The 15618-nt window shown below is 35.8% G+C and carries 17 protein-coding genes; 11 read left to right on the top strand and 6 right to left on the bottom strand.

What is annotated here, in order from left to right:
- Positions 1-78: 78 nt before the first annotated feature.
- Positions 79-765: a YhcN/YlaJ family sporulation lipoprotein gene (locus GMB29_RS23060; protein ID WP_227551772.1), complete on the bottom strand. Its 687-nt coding sequence runs from the start codon at positions 763-765 to the stop codon at positions 79-81.
- Between the two features lie 121 nt (positions 766-886).
- Between GMB29_RS23060 and GMB29_RS23055 the strand changes: the two genes are divergently transcribed.
- Complete coding sequence (locus GMB29_RS23055) at positions 887-1162, top strand: YutD family protein (protein WP_136352581.1); 276 nt, start codon at positions 887-889, stop codon at positions 1160-1162.
- A 48-nt stretch (positions 1163-1210) separates the two neighbouring features.
- Here GMB29_RS23055 and GMB29_RS23050 read toward each other — a convergent pair whose 3' ends face one another.
- On the bottom strand, positions 1211-1477 hold the full coding sequence (locus GMB29_RS23050) for a DUF3055 domain-containing protein (protein WP_136352582.1): 267 nt from the start codon (positions 1475-1477) through the stop codon (positions 1211-1213).
- Between the two features lie 229 nt (positions 1478-1706).
- Between GMB29_RS23050 and GMB29_RS23045 the strand changes: the two genes are divergently transcribed.
- The 3 genes from GMB29_RS23045 (at position 1707) to GMB29_RS23035 (ending at position 4375) form a co-directional block, all read left to right on the top strand.
- Positions 1707-3017 carry an EAL domain-containing protein gene (locus GMB29_RS23045; protein WP_227551417.1) on the top strand — a complete coding sequence of 437 codons (1311 nt, stop codon included), beginning with the start codon at positions 1707-1709 and terminating at the stop codon, positions 3015-3017.
- A 51-nt stretch (positions 3018-3068) separates the two neighbouring features.
- Positions 3069-3509, top strand: coding sequence for a DUF86 domain-containing protein (locus GMB29_RS23040; protein WP_136352755.1), 441 nt, complete (start codon positions 3069-3071; stop codon positions 3507-3509).
- 86 nt (positions 3510-3595) lie between these two features.
- On the top strand, positions 3596-4375 hold the full coding sequence (locus GMB29_RS23035) for a TIGR01457 family HAD-type hydrolase (protein WP_136352583.1): 780 nt from the start codon (positions 3596-3598) through the stop codon (positions 4373-4375).
- A gap of 301 nt (positions 4376-4676) precedes the next feature.
- Here the strand turns inward: GMB29_RS23035 and GMB29_RS23030 are convergent, their stop codons facing one another.
- Positions 4677-5177 carry a phosphatidylglycerophosphatase A family protein gene (locus GMB29_RS23030; RefSeq protein ID WP_136352584.1) on the bottom strand — a complete coding sequence of 167 codons (501 nt, stop codon included), beginning with the start codon at positions 5175-5177 and terminating at the stop codon, positions 4677-4679.
- 272 nt (positions 5178-5449) lie between these two features.
- On the opposite strand from GMB29_RS23030, the gene yutH reads away from it, so the two are divergent.
- The 5 genes from yutH to thrB all read left to right on the top strand — a co-directional run bounded on the left by yutH (position 5450) and on the right by thrB (position 11053).
- Complete coding sequence (gene yutH / locus GMB29_RS23025) at positions 5450-6448, top strand: spore coat putative kinase YutH (RefSeq protein WP_136352585.1); 999 nt, start codon at positions 5450-5452, stop codon at positions 6446-6448.
- Positions 6449-6585: 137 nt separating this feature from the next.
- Positions 6586-7557: a 2-hydroxyacid dehydrogenase gene (locus tag GMB29_RS23020; RefSeq protein WP_136352586.1), complete on the top strand. Its 972-nt coding sequence runs from the start codon at positions 6586-6588 to the stop codon at positions 7555-7557.
- A 222-nt stretch (positions 7558-7779) separates the two neighbouring features.
- Positions 7780-9078, top strand: coding sequence for a homoserine dehydrogenase (locus GMB29_RS23015; protein WP_136352587.1), 1299 nt, complete (start codon positions 7780-7782; stop codon positions 9076-9078).
- Positions 9078-10136: a threonine synthase gene (gene thrC / locus GMB29_RS23010; RefSeq protein WP_136352757.1), complete on the top strand. Its 1059-nt coding sequence runs from the start codon at positions 9078-9080 to the stop codon at positions 10134-10136. The genes GMB29_RS23015 and thrC overlap by 1 nt, the downstream gene beginning before the upstream one ends.
- Positions 10133-11053: a homoserine kinase gene (gene thrB, locus GMB29_RS23005; protein ID WP_136352588.1), complete on the top strand. Its 921-nt coding sequence runs from the start codon at positions 10133-10135 to the stop codon at positions 11051-11053. Before thrC ends, thrB begins: the two co-directional genes overlap by 4 nt.
- Before the next feature lie 182 nt (positions 11054-11235).
- On the opposite strand, the gene GMB29_RS23000 is transcribed toward thrB, so the two are convergent.
- Positions 11236-11472 (bottom strand): NifU family protein, encoded by a 237-nt coding sequence (locus tag GMB29_RS23000; RefSeq protein ID WP_136352589.1) that lies wholly within the window; start codon positions 11470-11472, stop codon positions 11236-11238.
- Positions 11473-11763: 291 nt separating this feature from the next.
- On the opposite strand from GMB29_RS23000, the gene GMB29_RS22995 reads away from it, so the two are divergent.
- Positions 11764-12084 carry a YuzD family protein gene (locus GMB29_RS22995; protein ID WP_136352590.1) on the top strand — a complete coding sequence of 107 codons (321 nt, stop codon included), beginning with the start codon at positions 11764-11766 and terminating at the stop codon, positions 12082-12084.
- A gap of 138 nt (positions 12085-12222) precedes the next feature.
- Here GMB29_RS22995 and GMB29_RS22990 read toward each other — a convergent pair whose 3' ends face one another.
- Entirely contained in the window at positions 12223-13290 is a 1068-nt protein-coding gene (locus tag GMB29_RS22990; RefSeq protein ID WP_136352591.1) for an NAD(P)/FAD-dependent oxidoreductase, read from the bottom strand.
- Between the two features lie 427 nt (positions 13291-13717).
- Positions 13718-14461 (bottom strand): DUF2225 domain-containing protein, encoded by a 744-nt coding sequence (locus GMB29_RS22985; protein WP_136352592.1) that lies wholly within the window; start codon positions 14459-14461, stop codon positions 13718-13720.
- A 258-nt stretch (positions 14462-14719) separates the two neighbouring features.
- On the opposite strand from GMB29_RS22985, the gene dapF reads away from it, so the two are divergent.
- A complete protein-coding gene (gene dapF, locus GMB29_RS22980) occupies positions 14720-15580 on the top strand; it encodes a diaminopimelate epimerase (protein WP_136352593.1) in 861 nt (286 codons plus the stop codon).
- The last annotated feature ends 38 nt before the right edge of the window (positions 15581-15618 follow it).

Genomic DNA, 15618 nt, shown 5'->3' with positions numbered 1-15618 from the left:
TTGCACTTCACTTCCTGTGCATATTAATTGAAAAGGAAGAGATCCAAATCTGTCTCTTCCTTTTTACTTTGCAAAAATTTATTTCATCGCGCCATTGTTAAAACGAGTTTTTTCATAGTTGTCTTTTGTATCATCATCTAAATCCTCATTCATCTCACCATAGCCTTCTCCATTTGCATTCTCACCTTTATTCAAGGCACGACCTTGTGGATATTTAAGCATTTCTTTAATTGTTTTGCTTATTATTTGATCAATATTGCGGCTTGTGGAATCAAGTGGACTGAATGCTTCTATTTGCTGGATCATATTATCTCCATCTGAAACGTAAACATGATAATATCTTGGAACGGCAGATAATGCTGTTTTCTTGACTTGATCTGCTGTTTCAAATCGATTATCAGAGTCTGTTTCATAGGCAACCAATACTTCCTCATCAGTTACCAATGTAGCAACATCATTTACATTTGGTAACTGTACAATTAAGCTGCTAATTGTATTTGCAGCCTGCTCCCGATCCATGCCGGGTGTATGTCTGAATGTAATATCTTGAGGAATGCCGCTTTTTTGGTGTCTTACATAACCAAAGTTTGCTGTCTTACCATGATTGACATTTGTATGACCCTCTTCATTGTAAAGATCTGTTCGATCCTGTACATTTATTGTATTGCCGCTTTCATGTAAGAATGAAGATTCCTCACCAGCACCATACTGACAAGCAGTTAAGAATGATAAACCAACAGCACTAAACATTAATTTCCTTTTTATCAATTCTAGCACCTCCTCAATTTTATCATGACCAAAGTTATTTAAAACTCTCTTAGTAATTGATGGTTGAGCTTGATTAGATTATGATAAGAATAAGGAATATGGATGGAGTGAAATAATCATGATATGTGTTCAAAACCAATGTTTTGAGTTAGTACAAGAAGTGAAAGACGGCTTTAATGAAGAAGCTTTTAAGGAAAGATACAGTGAAATTTTAAATAAATATGACTTTATCGTAGGTGATTGGGGATATAATCAACTTAGGTTGCGAGGTTTCTTTGATGATCAAAATCAAAAGGCTTCTTTTGACACAAAGATCAGTACGTTGGATGAGTATATTTATGAGTATTGCAATTTTGGCTGTGCATATTTCGTCTTAAAGAAAATAAAAAAATAACGTGGCTCATTTGCAGCAGTCACGTTATTTTTCTGTTCGCACATACTTCTAAATCAATTCATATAAAAAATCACGCATTTCCTCAGCATCTTCTTCGTTAAGTTTAAATGCATATTCTAAATATCCCGGTTCTTTAAGATCGTCTTCACCGATAATAGCGAAACGATTACTCTGTATATCAAGGACGATTTGTTTACCATAATACCTGTCACTCTGAATAATAGCCAAATCAAACCGGTGATTTTCCCCCATAAAGCTTACAAATCTTGTTTTCGTATCAACAGTATCATCATATAAAAAAAAGCGTTCAGACATAGATAAATCTCCTTTATACACAAATAATTTCCTTTAATAAGACAAAATCAAAGGTGCTCTCACTTTATTTTTTTCATTATGTACATCATAGCAGAATGTCTTATTTCTTTTAAGAAAAAGTAGAGGTATATGGAAAACAAAATAAAATTTTCCAAGAATTAAGTCGAAAATTAGATTGTTGTGATAAAATAGATTACGTAATGTAGATAGCCAGAAGGGTTGAGTACACATGAACAGTGGATTTATGGAAAAACAATTCAGGAGATTTAAAAAGTGGAATAAGCTTTTTTTACCACTGCATAAATTACGCTATTATCCGCCGAAGTTTGTGCTTAGGGATCCTGTATTAGAGGGTGTATATCAAGCAATAACAAGTGGACAGCAGGTAGCTGTAATCGTAATCAATGTCTCAAACCTTCGAGAATTTTCCCAACAACTGGAAACCAATCAATTATACGAATTTAAAAATGATTTAAAAATTGGTTTTAAACATGTTTTTGATGATTCAATCTACAAGAATGATTTACTTGTTGTTCATGATTATTATAGTGAAGGATTAACGATTTTTTTAAGAATCAATGACGAAAAACAGAGTGTTGTACATATCGAGAAAATGTTAAGAGTTCTTATGCCACAGTTGGAAAAATGGATTTTTGCAAAATATCCATACTTTCATCATACATTTGAAATTGGCTATATGTTTATGGAAAGAAAACAATGTACAACACAGGATGCATTGTATTTAGCACAACAGCAGGCTGTAGCAATGGCTGAAAAGCGTGTGCAAACTCGCTATATTGAAACATTATTAGAGGTTCGTGATATCATTCAAAAGCGGGAAATTACTTTATTAGCTCAACCTATTATAGATTTATCAAATAAACGTATTAAGGCTTGGGAATTTTTAACGAGAGGACCTAAAGGAACCGCCTTAGAAAACCCTCTCCAATTATTTTCTCTTGCCAGACAATCGAATTTAATATATGACTTGGAGTTATTAGTTTTAGAAAAATCATTCCAAATGATTGAACGCGTTAAGTGTGTTGATGATGTATTTTTAAATTTCACTCCTATAACGTTAGGGAATAAACGATTTATCCCAGCACTTGAAAAATTATTAGACCGCCATCAAAATATTAACCCTTATAAGATGATCTTTGAAGTAACTGAGCGTGATTCGATAGAAGGATTAACTTTTTTTCGAGATAACATAAAACAGTTACGACAAAAAGGTTTTCGAATTGCAGTTGATGATACAGGAGCGGGCTATTCTAGTCTGCATACGATCAGTGAAATAATGCCAGATATAATAAAAATTGATCGATCCGTTATCCAAGATATTGATACAAACAGAGTGAAGGAATCGATGTTAAAAGGGCTCATTTTAATTGCTAAAGAAACAGGATCTCTTGTGGTCGCAGAGGGCATTGAAAAGAAAGAAGAAGCTGAAGTCTTAAAGAGAAATCATGTTGATTTAGCGCAAGGGTATTTTTATGCTAAACCAGGCACACTAGAAAAAGAGCGTGTGGCTTTACTATAAGCTGTTAGATAATAAATATATGAAGCGTTTTGGAGAAGGACGGTGGAAATCATGTACTTTGTTGATCGTGAATTAATTGAAGCAAAGCTATGCTTTCTTGAAAAACAGTTAACTATTTTTAATGAACATACAAGTTGGAGCAATGATATCGAGAAGGCTGCACTTGAAAGAATCTGTCAATTAAGTATAGAAGCCATTCTTGATGTAGGCAATGCAATAATTGACGGATTTATTATGAGAGATCCAGGGAGCTATGAAGATATTATTGATATCCTGTTAGATGAAACAGTTATTAATAAAGATGAAGCAATGGGATTAAAAGAAGTCATTTTACTTAGAAAAGTATTGGTTCACGATTATTTACATGTTGATGTTGATAAGCTCATCCATACCTTTACGATTCATAAATCGCCTATAAAATCATTTCCAACAAATGTTCGAACATACATACAAAACGAATTAGGTCCTGTTACAGCCTTCAAGCCGATTTAATCGTGTTTTTAAGATCTTTCCCCATTAAGGATGACTAATACGAGTCATCCTTTTCATTTAAAACAAATAAGAAAGATGTGAGATTTGTGAAGCGATATAAGGGTTATTTAATTGATTTAGACGGTACGATGTATAAAGGAACAGAAAAAATAGAAGCAGCTAGTATGTTTGTTGAGCAATTAGTAAAAAACAATTTACCATATTTATTTGTTACGAACAATTCCTCACTAACACCAGAGCAAGTAGCTAAAAAGCTAACCGATTTTCAAATTCCTGCCACGGCAGAGACTGTTTTTACGACAAGCCAGGCTACTGCTAACTTTATCTGGGAAAAAAAGAACGATGCAACTGTTTTTGCGATTGGAGAGGTCGGATTAAAAACCGCTCTTCAAAGAAAAGGATTGGAGCTTGTAGAAAAGGATCCTGATTATGTCGTGATGGGTATAGACCGTGAAATTTCATATGAAAAGCTTGCGAACGCATGTATTGCAGTCAGAAATGGAGCTGCATTTATTTCAACGAACGGTGATATTGCGCTGCCGACAGAAAGAGGCCTGATGCCAGGAAATGGGGCACTAACTTCAGTGGTTTCAGTCTCAACGAAAACACAGCCAATCTTTATAGGTAAACCAGAAAGTATTATTGTTGAACAAGCGTTACAGGTTTTAGGCATAGAAAAAAGTGAAACCTTAATGGTTGGAGATAATTATGACACCGATATTAAAGCAGGTATTAATTGCGGTTTAGATACATTGCTTGTACATACGGGTGTTACATTGAAAGAACATTTACATGCCTATTCGATTCAACCAACATATACAGTTGATTCGTTAGATGACTATGTACGCAGAGTCTTAGAAGTGTAAGAAACCAAAAAAGCAATCGGTGAAATGCCGATTGCTTTTTTTAGCTCATATAGTGAATAAACACTTCAGTTTTTATTTAGGATCTTTTCTAAGAGATTGCTGCTTTTAAAACGAAGCCTATTATAGGTTGATTGGAGCAGATTGCGAGACTCCTGCTTAGAGCAGCGGGACAGGTGAGACTCATGCAGGTGTTTACGTCGAGGAGGCTCACCGCCCGCCCCGCGGTCATCGTGCATCTCTCGCTGCAATCAACCACAACGCATTACTCGGTAAATAGCAACAAAGTTTGCGAAAACAGCCTTTATTTAACATTTCTAGCACGATGGGCAAGTCTGCTAGAAGCTGCTGCAGCAATCGCACCAACGATATCATCTAAAAATGTATGACATTTGCCTGTAGATTTATCATTTAGATATTTTAAGATACCTGGTTTAAGTTTATCAATATATCCATAATTAGTGAATCCGATGGAACCATATATGTTTACAATTGAAAATGCAAGTATTTCATCAACACCATAAAGGCTTTCATCCGTGCCGATAATCGATTGTAATGGTTCCTCTAATTGACCTTTTTCAGCTAACACATCCAATTGAATTCCGGTAATGATTGCATTTTGTACTTCTCTTTTCGTAAGGACTCGATCCACATTTTCTAAACATTCATCAATTGATAAATCAGGGTGATACTTTTCCTGTAGAAAGTATACGAGATCTGCGATATCTTCAAGTTTTACTCCGCGTTTTACCATCCAATCACGTGCTGTTTTTTCAACTATATCCATCTTTTCATTACTTTTCATAAATAATCACCCAATTCTTTATGTTTAGAGTATTTATTCATGATATGACAATCATCATGCCATTATTCAAAATAAATCTCATTATATTCTATATCATTGTTTACAAAACGGTTAATGCATAATCATGATATTGAGCAGCCTTTATTTATATATATAAAAGGAACGTATTACTATTATTCGACATAACCAATTTTCCTACCTGCATCAATTAATCATAAACTTGGAGAAAAGCGATTACGATAGAGTATAAGTTTGTTCTGGAGGGATGAGTCGTGAAAAAAACAATTTATGAGGAGTATGGAATAAAAGTTCAAGATCTAGAGAAACTTGGCCACTATGATTCTTTTCGTGTACATCAATCCCAATTTCTTATCATACCTGTCATGCATCTTGATGAGGAAGAATTATATGAGCTTTATCACTTTAGTCAATATATGGAAGAAAAGCGTGAACCATATGTAGCCAACATCGTATTAACGAAAAAAAACCACATGTTTTTTGAGAAGGACAAAGCAAGATATATCATTATTAAATGCTCGCCATATACACAAGGGAGATTTACTCACATTGGCAGGGAATTAGCGCGTTTTCATCAGAAGGCAAGAACATATCCCTATCAGGTATCAAAAATGCAGCGAATTGGTCAGTGGAAAATTCTCTGGGAAAAGCGGTTGGATCAATTAGAAACATTTTGGCGGGGCAAAATTCATAGCCAACCATTGACGAAATTTGAAAAGATGTTTGCCGAATCCTTCCCTTATTATTTAGGATTAGCAGAAAATGCTATTCAGTATTTGGTCGATACTGAGTTAGATGAAGAACCACAACCGATCGATTCAGGTACAATCTGCCACCTTCGTTTTCATTCAGCAACCTGGAACCCGGAGATGTGTGTTAAAATACCGACTGATTGGGTTTATGACCATGGAAGCCGTGACATTGCAGAATATTTGAGACATCTCTTTTTTGAAAATCAGGAAGAATTATCAACAAATGGTTTTCGCTTTTTGGATGAATATGATCGAACAACACCACTTTCCGCTTTTTCATGGAGACTTATCTATAGTAGATTACTGTTTCCTATCCATTATTTCGAATGTGTAGAAAATTATTATTTATCATCTGAAGAAGATAAAGCAATGTTTGAGGAGACAATGAGAGAAATTCTGTTAAGGTCTGGCGAGTATGAATTGTTGTTAAAAAGTTACTCAAGCATGTTATCAATGAAAACGAAAAGAATCCTATTACCTGTAATAGAATGGCTGTCATAAAGACTCATTCTTTATCACTAGAATATGGCTGATTATATCGGGATAAAAGTGAGTCAGCCATTGTTTTTTCTTAAGAACATATCTCTTTATTGTGGTAAAATAAGGATGGGAAAATTTGATTATATGAGGTGAGTCCTATGGCAAGACCGTATGTATTTGTAACAAGGAAGTGTTCAGAGATTGAGCTACAGCCTTTATATGAGGTAGCAGATATTGAAATGTGGCCAGAAGAAGAAACACCATGTCCAAGAGAAATATTAGTTGAAAAGGCAAAAAAGGCTGATGCGTTATTAACGATGCTTTCAGACTCAATTGATAAACAATTATTGGATCAAGCAAAACAGTTAAAAGTGGTTGCGAATCTTGCCGTTGGATATGATAACATTGATGTCGCTTATGCAAATGAGCAGGGGGTTGTCGTTTGTAATACACCAGACGTGCTAACAGATACGACAGCTGATTTAACATTTGGTTTAGTACTCGCTACTGCCCGCCGGTTAATGGAGGCATCTGATTATGTCAAAAATAATCTGTGGAAAGGCTGGGGGCCACTGCTGCTGGCTGGTCATGATGTACATCATAAAACGATAGGCATCGTTGGGATGGGGAAAATTGGACAAGCTGTTGCGAAACGGGCTACAGGCTTTGAAATGAACATTCTCTACCATAATCGTACAAGAAATAGTGAAGCTGAGAATACGCTGGGGGCAACATATTGTTCTCTTGATGAATTATTAATATCGTCTGATTTTGTTGTTAGCTTGACACCATTGACCAATGAAACAAAAGAGCTTTTTAATATGGATTCATTTAAAAAAATGAAAAACACTGCCATTTTTATCAATGCAGGCCGTGGAGCTGTTGTCAATGAGCATGATCTCTATGAAGCTTTGATTAATCAAGAAATTGCTGGTGCTGGACTTGATGTGTTCTTAAATGAACCAATTGAATCAACACACCCATTGGCAGGATTACATAATGTGGTCGCTTTGCCGCATATAGGCAGTGCAAGTTATGAAACAAGACATAAAATGATGAATTTATGTGCAGAGAACATTGCTTTAGTCTTAAAAGGATCTGCTCCAAAAACAAATGTCCTGACAAAATAATATACTGAAAAAATGAATGATCGACGATGTTCATCCTTTACTAAGAAAAATAGGTGAAAAATAAATTCTATATATATCAAGCTAGTAAGCGATTACATAATAAAAACTGAAAATTCACCCTTGTAAAAGTTTTCTATGCATTTTATAATGACAAGTATATTGATGGTGTCTTTTATGAGGGTACAGTTGTACTTTCTAGATGAACATAAAGGAGTGGCAATTGTGAAAGCGATACATGTTGGACTTTTAGGTCTTGGAACGGTTGGAAGTGGTGTCGTTAAGATTATCGAAGATCATCAAGATAAATTAATGCACCAGGTTGGTTGTCCAGTTAAAGTGAAAAAGGTACTAGTGAAAAATATAGAGAAGAATAGACAAATTCACATTGAAAAAGAGATCCTTACTACAAATGTAGAAGATATAATTAGCAATCCTGAGATAGATGTAGTCATTGAAGTAATGGGCGGAGTAGAAGATACTAGACAGCTGTTAATTGAAGCCCTTAAAGCCAAAAAGCATGTTGTAACAGCAAATAAGGATTTAATGGCATTGTACGGAACAGAATTGCTTTCAATTGCAACAGAAAACGGCTGTGATCTATTCTATGAAGCAAGTGTAGCTGGTGGTATTCCAATTTTACGAAGCTTAGTGGATGGATTAGCATCAGACCGAATCACAAAAATGATGGGAATTGTTAATGGAACAACAAACTTTATCCTTACAAAAATGACAAAGCTAGGGAGTGCATATGAAGATGTCTTGAAGGAAGCACAAGACCTAGGCTATGCTGAGGCTGACCCAACTTCAGATGTTGAAGGATTGGATGCTGCTAGAAAAATGGCGATTCTTGCTCGTTTAGGATTTTCCATGCATGTTGATTTAGAAGATGTAAATGTAAAAGGAATTTCAAGTGTAACAGACGATGATATCGACTATAGTAAACGTCTCGGCTACACAATGAAACTGATCGGTATTGCTCAAAGAGAAAATGGGAAAATTGAAGTTGCTGTTGAACCAACTTTATTGCCTGAAACACATCCATTGGCTTCCGTTAATGATGAATATAATGCTGTATATGTATATGGTGAAGCAGTTGGTGAAACAATGTTCTATGGTCCTGGAGCAGGCAGTCTTCCAACGGCAACATCTGTTGTCTCAGATTTAGTTGGCGTCATGAAAAACATGAGATTAGGCGTTAATGGAAGAAGTGCGATTGCACCACAATTTGAAAAGCAAATTAAGAGCCCAGACCATATTTTTGCTCAACATTTCTTAAGAATAAGTGTAAAAGATCAAGTAGGTGCTTTTTCAAAAATCACTTCGCTTTTCTCTGAAAGAGGAGTTAGTTTTGAAAAAATCCTTCAATTGCCAATAAAAAATAGTAATCTAGCAGAAATCGTGATTGTGACACACAAAGCAGCTCAAAGTGATTTTGAAGAAATTTTACAACACTTAAATGATTTAGCAGTCGTAGAAAAAGTAAAAAGTACGTATCGCGTAGAAGGGAACGGATCAATATGATGTGGAAGGGTCTTATTCAAGAATTTGCAGAATTTTTACCAGTAACAAACAAAACACCAAAATTAACTCTTCAAGAGGGAAATACTCCTCTTATTCATTTACCTAAGCTATCTGAGAAACTTGGGATTGAATTATATGTAAAGACAGAAGGAACAAATCCTACTGGTTCATTTAAAGATCGCGGAATGGTCATGGCTGTTGCAAAAGCAAAGGAAGCTGGCAGTGACACTGTTATTTGTGCATCTACAGGTAACACTTCAGCTGCTGCAGCTGCTTATGCAGCAAGAGCAAATATGAAATGTATCGTATTGATTCCTGACGGTAAAATTGCATTCGGAAAACTCGCACAAGCGGTTATGTACGGAGCTGAAATTTATGCGATTCAAGGGAATTTCGACCATGCGTTAACAATGGTTCGCAACATTAGCGAAAAGCTGCCAATTACGTTAGTGAATTCTGTTAATCCATATCGAATTGAGGGGCAAAAAACAGCTGCTTTTGAAGTATGTGAGCAGCTCGGAAGTGCACCTGATTACCTAGCTATTCCTGTTGGGAATGCTGGAAATATTACAGCGTATTGGAAAGGCTTCAAAGAGTACAATGAAAAGAAACAAACAGGTCTGCCGAAGATTCACGGTTTTCAAGCAGAGGGTGCTGCTGCGATCGTACGCGGTGAGCCAATTGAAAACCCTGAAACGATTGCAACAGCAATTAGAATTGGAAACCCTGCTAGCTGGGAAACGGCTGTGAAAGCAAAAGAAGAGTCGAATGGAAAAATTGATTCTGTTACGGACGAAGAAATTATCGAAGCATATCAACTCATTGCTCGTGAAGAAGGAGTATTTGCAGAACCAGGTTCATGTGCGTCAATTGCCGGCTTAATTAAACACCGTAAACTTGGATTAATTAAAGAGGGCAGCAAAGTTGTAGCTGTATTAACAGGTAATGGTTTAAAAGATCCAAATACTGCGATCGATGTTTCTGAAATTAAGCCAATCGTTCTTCCAAATGATGAAGAAGTCTTCTTAAACCAATTAAATGGGGTTACAGTTCAATGAAAGAAGGGGACATGTTAAAAATTACCGTACCGGGAAGCACAGCCAATTTAGGACCTGGCTTTGATTCGGTTGGGCTTGCACTCGGTAAATATTTAACACTGGAAATAAGAAAAGCTGATCACCTTCATTTCGTTCCGATGACAGAGCATGTTATGGACACACCTAAGGATGAAAAAAACTTTATGGCTAAGATTGCTATAACGGTAGCAAATATGCACAATAAACACTTACCAGCCTGTGAAGTAAAGGTGTGGAGCGATATACCAATGGCAAGAGGTATTGGCAGCAGTGCTTCAGCCATTATCGCAGGGATAGAGATGGCTAATCAACTTTGTAACCTGCAATTAACGAATGATGAAAAGCTAAGAATTGCCAGCCTTGAAGAGGGACATCCAGATAATGTCGGTGCTTCCCTCTACGGTGGTTTAGTTGTTGGGCTGCATCAAGAAAGTCAAACTGAATTAGTTTGTATAAAAGATCTTGATGTTGATACCGTTGTTGTCATCCCTAAATACGAAGTGTTTACAAGTGATGCTAGAAATGTATTACCTCAATCATTAGAATACAAAACCGCTGTAGAAGCAAGTGCAATTAGCAATATGCTTATTGCCGGGCTGTTAACAAACAATTGGAAGCTAGTTGGACAAATGATGAACAAAGACCTCTTTCATCAGCCATACAGAAGCAGTCTCATTCCAGAAATTCAAGGTGTACAAGAAAAGGTTCATGACCTTGGTGCATATGGTTCTGCTTTAAGCGGTGCTGGTCCTACGGTCATTTGTTTCATTAAAAAGGGTAAAGGTGAATATTTAGCTGAGAAGCTCGCAAGTGAGTTCATAAACTGTAATGTAGAGTGTCTTGAAATTGATTATGAAGGCTGTAAAGTAGAACAAATTCAAGAAGCTAATCGTATATAACAAAAGGACTGACACATGTCAGTCCTTTTGTTAGCTTATGAAAGTTTTTTTAGAAATGTATCTGTTGTCTAGCTAATGCGCCCAGCTCTTCAAGTCATAGACCACAATGGATAAAAATAAAGTAGAACTTCTATTCATAGGTATGCTTGTCAGAACTATCCAAGGCGCCTTTGCTTTTCAAATTAAAATACTTGCTCTACTTCTACAACACCTGGTACTTCTTCTAATAGAGCACGCTCAATACCGGCTTTTAACGTAATAGTTGAGCTTGGGCAGCTTCCGCAAGCACCTAGTAGGCGAAGCTTTACAATACCATCTTCCACATCAACTAATTCACAGTCCCCACCATCGCGAAGTAAGAATGGACGTAATTTATCTAATACTTCTTGAACTTGTTCAAACATTACTGTTTCAGTCATTCAAATCGACTCCTTCCTTATTTACATACATTATATGTGAAATCAAGTGAAAAATCTAATCGAAAGATTGGATAATCATCATCTTGTACCACCCTATTTTACCATATTTCATATTTTAAAAAAAATGGTACATCTAACTAGGATTTAAAGGCCTTAAATATAGGAGAAAAATCGAGTAATGTCAGAAAGAAGCAAAGGGATATTAGATTTGAACGGGATAAGTCGAGCTTAATATGGAAACATATCGATTATTCGAATACAATAGAAAAAAAGAAGTGTGAGGTGGAATGTGTGAAGCCAGTTGAAATTTGTGTGTACGGGGCAGAGATACTATGTCCCAGCTGTGTCAATTTACCATCAGCAAAAGAAACATATGAATGGCTTGAAGCCGCATTAAAAAGAAAATACCATAATCAACATTTCGAAATAAAATATATTGATATTCATAACCCGCCAAACGAGCCAGATAAGCAGGAAATGGCTGAAAAGGTCATTAATGATGAATACTTCTATCCACTTGTCGTTATAGAAGGTACGGTTGTTGGAGAAGGAAATCCACGGCTTAAAAAGGTTTATGAAGAAATGGAACAGCATGGGTATGTGAGTGTATAAACATAAGTATGTGCAGTGCAGAAAAAAATGAGGTAACTTCAAAACAAAAAAATCGTTCCTTTATGTTGGAAAGGTGAAGAGATACTTCACTATCCAAAGAGGAACGATTTTTCTAGTTAAATAAAAAGAGCTAATCCATTATCCGTTATGATATTTATACATCCATAATACACCGGATTTTAACAGACGTGGTACTCGTCCCATAAGTGGACGATCATTAACAAGGCCAAATCCTTGCTTTTTACCTAGAGATCCAAGTACCCCTTTAAGTTTAAATGGTGGGAAAGATTCAGGAAGCGGTTCTCCATTCCATTTTTTCGTTAATACTTGGACAATTTGTTCAGCTTGAGCTTCAGCTAATTGTGCACTTGGAGCATGTGGAAGACTCGCACAATCACCGACAACAAAAGCATCAGGATAAGTAGGGATGTTATGCTGTGTCGTTAAGACAACTCGGCCTTGATTATCCTTTTCAACAGGAAGATCACGAACAACCTGATTAGGCTGAATACCTGCTGTCCATACAATGGCATCACATTCAAATGGTTCATCATGATTATAAACAATATTAGGTTCAACTCTAGTAATATTAGCACCATTGATAATTTCAACACCATGTTCTGTAAACCAATTTTCAACATAACTACTTAATCGCTCTGGGAAACTAGAAAGTATATGCTTACCACGGTCAAATAATTTAATATTTAAATCTTTACGGCTTTCTCTAAGCTCACTTGCAAGCTCAACACCGCTTAATCCTGCACCAACAATGGCAACAGTTGCACCTGCATTTAAATTGTTTAATTTCGTATACGTATCTCGAGACTGGTCAATCGTTTGGATGCTATAAGTATATTCATTTGCTCCTGGTACATTATGATACTTGTCCTCACAACCTAAACCGATAATTAAGTCATCATAAGGAACAATAACTTCTTGATTTAAAACAACTTCATTATTATCAAGATTTACAGAAGTTACTTCCCCGTATTTAGTTTGAAGACGCGGATGTTCTGGAAATGAGACGCGAATATGATGGTCGGAAATTGTACCTGCTGCAAGAGCATAATATTCGGTTTTAAGACAGTGATAAGGATTTTTATCAATTAATGTAATTTGTACATCATCTGGCAACTGGTTTGGTAATAGCCTTAGAAGAATACGCATTCCACCATAGCCGCCGCCAAGGATCACTAGGTTCTTCATGTTCGATACTCCTTTTTCCCCACATTTAATTTAGAATATAATAATGAGAAATCACAAAATAATTAGTCAAATAATATAAAATGCATAAAAAGTATAACGAATTTAAAGAAAAATCTCAACACATTATCAAAAAAGCGTTTTCTTTATTTTAAAAATGTTGTAAGTAACTATAAAACAGTATGAATGATATCAACAACCATTACAATCCCTATTCAGCTTTAATTAGGAAGTTTATGTGATATAACTTAGTTGTGGACTAAAAATGGTCCAGATGTTGTAATAACTATCTGGTTTAAGGATCTTCGCTTAGTATCAGTTCGATTAAAATGTAATTTTAGTGAGTTTTGTCTTAAATTGGGAATTATGAAGGATAACTCATATACAATCAAAAAAGAGCTATCCTCTATTGGAAGGGTGACGCCGCCAATCAGGAGGAATTTCCACCGGATTTCGCATCTATATAAATCAAGTCTTGAATTCTTAATTTTTTTTCTTCTCTCATTTCCGCCCAGCGGTCTTTTGCCATTGCAACGATTCCTTTTTCAATTGTTTGCTTTTGCAGTTCAATGACTCGGGAGAAATATCTAGTTGCTTGGGTTGTTAAGCGGAGGCGTCTGCTTAGTTCTCCGATGAGATAGAGAAGCTTTATTTCAGTTAATTGAGTATGGTTAAAGTCGCCATACATATATGATTGGATATATTCAGTAAGTGCTAGGTGTAAAAAGCGTGTTTCTTCGTCTACATTTACTTTTTCTGTACGATATAACCATGCTAATCGTAAATATAGTCCTGATAATGTTATATGTTTTTCTTTTTTTATTGTTGCACAATAAATGGCTAATTTATATGACTTAATCGCATCCTCCAACGAGCGTTCATGGCAATAATTAGGTCCATTCCAATTGGAACAAATCTTTTCCTGGATGGCTTCAAATGAAGTGGGAAGAAAAAAGGATGAAAATTCTTCTGAAGTGGAATAGCCACAATTAGGACAAACTTGAACATAATAAAGAAGTGGATTGATCTTTGTAGAAATATAGTGTGAACAAAAATCAGTATCATGTTTATGCGCCCGGATATATTTCGATAATACTTTCTTTGTTGTATACGTTTCTTGACATACAAGACATTTGACTGGTTTGTCATATAAATATTCTGGGTCTTTTCTCATAAGTTACACTCCATTCTTTCTGAATGTAAAGTTTGGTAATGCTAAATAATAAGTAAAGTATACCAGAAATATAAGTAAAAAGAACTATTTCGAAGGTAGGGTTAGAAAAATATTATTGTAAATGCAGAGATTAAAAAACAAATAAAAGCTCCCTACAACGGCAGGAAGCTTTTACTTCTATAAAACGGGGGATATTTGTATTGTGCTCTCATTACCAACATTTTATACTAATAAAAACAAAATCTTTTGGAGGACATCATGAATTCATTTCAATTCACAAAAATGCACGGATTAGGAAATAACTATATTTATGTAAATCTTTTTGAGGAGCAGCTTGGAGAAGAGAGTTTACCTGAAATTGCTAGACAAGTGTCAAATATTCATACAGGTATAGGGTCAGATGGTATGATTTTAATTTGTCCTTCAGAAGTTGCAGCCGTTAAAATGAGAATCTTTAATAATGATGGCTCTGAGGGGAAAAATTGTGGGAACGGTTTGCGTTGTGTTGCAAAATATGCGTTCGAGCATAAAATAGTAACGGATACTAGATTTAAGATCGAAACATTATCAGGACTTGTCGAAGCAAAAGTACAGGTTAAGAATGATCTAGTAACATCAATCACAATTGATATGGGTGAACCGCGTTTGTTAAAATCCCAAATTCCAATGCTTGGTCATGGTGATGAAAAAACGATTAATGAAAAAGTAGAATTTGCTGGACAACTATTCGGGATAACAACCGTTTCGATGGGGAATCCACATGTCATATTTTATGTTGATGACATTAATCAAGCACCTGTTACATCATTAGGTCCTATTGTTGAGAAGGATGAACGTTTTCCAGAAGGAGTTAACGTTGAATTTGTCCAAGTCGTTTCAAAAAATGAACTTCATTTTAGAGTTTGGGAAAGAGGGTCAGGTGTTACACAGGCTTGTGGTACAGGGGCTTGTGCAGCAGTTGTTTCTTCTGTCTTAAACAATTACACAGCCCTTGGTGAAGAAACGACTGTCCACTTAGCTGGAGGCGACCTGCAAATTAATTGGACAGCAGAGGGTAATGTATTAATGACAGGTCCTGCAGAGGTTATTTGTACTGGAACGTATTTTATCAATTCCTGATCAATCAGGGCGTTTCAGTTGAGTGAGGAAAAACAAAG

The organism is Metabacillus sediminilitoris (assembly GCF_009720625.1).
Classification (GTDB): Bacteria; Bacillota; Bacilli; order Bacillales; family Bacillaceae; genus Metabacillus; species Metabacillus sediminilitoris.
This window is presented reverse-complemented; position numbering and strand designations above follow the sequence as displayed.

Excerpts from the sequence above, each read along its gene's own strand:
- GMB29_RS23055 (WP_136352581.1), top strand. The coding sequence starts at position 887 with ATGATATGTGTTCAAAACCAATGTTTTGAGTTAGTACAAGAAGTGAAA.
- GMB29_RS23050 (WP_136352582.1), bottom strand. The coding sequence starts at position 1,477 with ATGTCTGAACGCTTTTTTTTATATGATGATACTGTTGATACGAAAACA.
- GMB29_RS23045 (WP_227551417.1), top strand. The coding sequence starts at position 1,707 with ATGAACAGTGGATTTATGGAAAAACAATTCAGGAGATTTAAAAAGTGG.
- GMB29_RS23040 (WP_136352755.1), top strand. The coding sequence starts at position 3,069 with ATGTACTTTGTTGATCGTGAATTAATTGAAGCAAAGCTATGCTTTCTT.
- GMB29_RS23030 (WP_136352584.1), bottom strand. The coding sequence starts at position 5,177 with ATGAAAAGTAATGAAAAGATGGATATAGTTGAAAAAACAGCACGTGAT.
- GMB29_RS23020 (WP_136352586.1), top strand. The coding sequence starts at position 6,586 with ATGGCAAGACCGTATGTATTTGTAACAAGGAAGTGTTCAGAGATTGAG.
- thrC (WP_136352757.1), top strand. The coding sequence starts at position 9,078 with ATGTGGAAGGGTCTTATTCAAGAATTTGCAGAATTTTTACCAGTAACA.
- thrB (WP_136352588.1), top strand. The coding sequence starts at position 10,133 with ATGAAAGAAGGGGACATGTTAAAAATTACCGTACCGGGAAGCACAGCC.
- GMB29_RS23000 (WP_136352589.1), bottom strand. The coding sequence starts at position 11,472 with ATGACTGAAACAGTAATGTTTGAACAAGTTCAAGAAGTATTAGATAAA.
- GMB29_RS22990 (WP_136352591.1), bottom strand. The coding sequence starts at position 13,290 with ATGAAGAACCTAGTGATCCTTGGCGGCGGCTATGGTGGAATGCGTATT.
- GMB29_RS22985 (WP_136352592.1), bottom strand. The coding sequence starts at position 14,461 with ATGAGAAAAGACCCAGAATATTTATATGACAAACCAGTCAAATGTCTT.
- dapF (WP_136352593.1), top strand. The coding sequence starts at position 14,720 with ATGAATTCATTTCAATTCACAAAAATGCACGGATTAGGAAATAACTAT.